Source organism: Anaerobutyricum soehngenii (assembly GCF_009697165.1).
Taxonomy (GTDB): Bacteria; Bacillota; Clostridia; order Lachnospirales; family Lachnospiraceae; genus Anaerobutyricum; species Anaerobutyricum soehngenii.
Genome location: NZ_VULP01000058.1, coordinates 1 through 2,564, shown reverse-complemented (window position 1 = coordinate 2,564; position 2,564 = coordinate 1). Strand labels below are relative to the sequence as shown.

2 protein-coding genes are annotated in these 2,564 nt (G+C 43.8%); both read right to left on the bottom strand.

Annotated features, from left to right (window positions below; all coding sequences use genetic code 11):
* Window positions 1-82: 82 nt before the first annotated feature.
* Window positions 83-859: an IS21-like element helper ATPase IstB gene (gene istB, locus FYJ25_RS14250; RefSeq protein ID WP_154581594.1), complete on the bottom strand. Its 777-nt coding sequence runs from the start codon at window positions 857-859 to the stop codon at window positions 83-85.
* A gap of 6 nt (window positions 860-865) precedes the next feature.
* On the bottom strand, window positions 866-2,404 hold the full coding sequence (gene istA / locus FYJ25_RS14245) for an IS21 family transposase (protein ID WP_154581593.1): 1,539 nt from the start codon (window positions 2,402-2,404) through the stop codon (window positions 866-868).
* Window positions 2,405-2,564 lie beyond the last annotated feature (160 nt).

Here is a 2,564-nt window from a genome sequence, read left to right as displayed (position 1 = left end):
TGAATATTCCTGTGCGGTAACACCGCAAATCCGGCAGACGGGAAACCGTCTGTCCGGGCTTGCGGGAACCGCTTATGCGAGTTTACTCGCGTAATGCTTTATCCAAGCCATATACCTCTCGCATTGATCGATCATGTTCAGCATCAATGCTTGTGATATTTATTCGATAACTGTCATGAGCAATACGGTCAATGATTGCATCTGCAAGAGGACTGTCATCACCACCAAGCTGATCGTACCATTCTTCAAATTCATACTGAGAGCAGAAAATCGTAGATGATTTCTTGCGTCTGCGATGAAGGAGTTCGAAGATATCTTTCTGCTCGGCTTCCGTTGGTTTTAGAAGGAGCCATTCATCAAGAATGAGAACCAGTGGGTTTGCGTATTTAGCCATGACCTTTCGATAGTTACCTTCTGTCCTTGCTATTTCCAGATCAATAAGCAGATCTGGAAGACGGACATACTTGGTATTGTAATACCGCTTACAGGCTTCCATGCCAAAGGCACATGCCATGTAAGTCTTACCACAGCCTGTAGCACCGGTAATGAATAGATTCCGGTGTTCAGATATATATTCGCAAGTTGCAAGCCGGTTAATAAGAGCCTTGTTAAGCTTGCGACCGGAAGTATAGTTGATATCCATGATATTTGCTTCCGGCTGGTCGAATCCAGCGTTACGGATCAGGCGTTTCTGACGATTATTTTTACGATTGCTGTATTCGATGTCCACCAGCATACCAAAGCGGTCCTCAAATGGTACTTCTTTAAATTTAGGATCATCCAGCTGGTTACGAAATGCATCTGCCATAGTAGTAAGGCGCATTTCAATTAATTTATCTATTGTACTCTGATTTGTCATATGTGTTTACCTCCGATAGTAATCGGCACCTCTTGTGATGCCATGTGCTTTATGTGTGGTCTTGGATTCAGTTGTTTCTGATTCCGGTTTTACAGAACCTGTTACAAGGATATTTTTAATACTCTTGTAACTGGGTGAGGATGTATAGGATAAAGCCTTTTTACAGGCTGCTTCAAGCAATGCATCTGAGTATTTCTCAGCAAGCTTTAAAAGTCCCATACAACTTCGATAGGTCTGTTGTTCCACACTTTTGGAGGCCAGTATTGCATTGACCACAGTGTACGTATTTATGCCAATCCGCTCAGCCCATTTGCGGAACCGGTCGCCATTCCATTCCAGATATTTCTGGTGATCTTCCGGCATATGCTCCGTGATAGTGCTGTACTGCCCAGGGCGTCCTTTTAGACGACGGTGGGAAGCAATGCGGTTATGGTTGTAAAAAATCTCAATAGTGGTATCTGTTGCCTTTACATCAACTTTCTTTTTGATGTATTCATAAGGAACTGAGTATAGCATTCCGTCCACAGATATGTGATAATTGAATTGGACAGTGGCTGTTTTCCAGTCACTCAGTTCAAAACGGGTAGCAGGTAATGGTGCCAGCAATGGTTTTTCTTCCTCAAGAAATAAGCTTCGCCGACTACCCTCTTTCTTTTGAAAGAGCCTTTGGTTGAACAGTTCGAGCTTGTCTCTGATTGCACGATTTAATTCGGAAAGGGAGAAGAACTGTTCATCCCGAAGTGCTGCTGTAATCCAGGTAGATATGTTTCCTACCGTTCCTTCAGCATTCGGCTTATCCTTGGGAGCCCTGACACGCGCCGGAATAATAGCGGTGCCATAGTGTTCGGCCATTTCCTGATAGGTTTCATTAATCTGCTGGTCTTTAAATCCACCATTATGAACAACTGCAGTTTTGCAGTTATCCGGTACGAGAATCTTGGCAACACCGCCAAAGTACTCGTACATATGGACATGTGCATTAATCCATGATTTCTGCTTCATATCCAGAAAGGCTTCCACATATGCATACTGGCTGTAAGTCATTACACCAACAAATATGTAGGTTTTAATGATTTCTCCGGTATCAGGATCAATGATTGTTGCAGGATCACCTGCCCAATCAACTTCAACCTGTTCACCGGGTTTCCGGTTGATATGCATGGTAGCACGATGTTTCTGCTCATCCTGTTGGATGTGGTAGCAGAACTGTGAATACATGAGTGGTTCTTCGCCATTGGCACGGCAATCCTCCATGTATTCAGTCCACAGGAGCTTTTTACTTACTCCGTTACGGAGTAGCTCCTTGCGGATGTAGTCGTAGTCAGGCATACGCTTATGGGATGTGACTTGTTTTGCAGAAGGGAAGAACTTTTCTGCAAGGACAGCATCGGTGTCGTTTTCATCGAGCGGCCAAGATATACCTAATTCAGCAGCACGCTTTAACACACGATTGACTGTCTTTTTTGAAACATTGCAACTGTCGGCAATGTTTTGTTGACTGAGATTCAAGCTTTTGAGCCTAAGAATCTCTCGATATTTGGTCATAGTCAAGACCTCCTTAAAATGTATTTACACCACGGGGTGCATAGTTACATTCTAAGAATTTATGATAAAGGTTTCCACCACCGGAATGGCGGTTTCCTTAAAAACGGATTTGCGGTTTCCTGAGTCCGGACAGCAGGGACACGGAACCCGGATTATTCAC

Coding starts and splice junctions, on each gene's coding strand:
- istA (WP_154581593.1), bottom strand. CDS start 2,404: ATGACCAAATATCGAGAGATTCTTAGGCTCAAAAGCTTGAATCTCAGT.
- istB (WP_154581594.1), bottom strand. CDS start 859: ATGACAAATCAGAGTACAATAGATAAATTAATTGAAATGCGCCTTACT.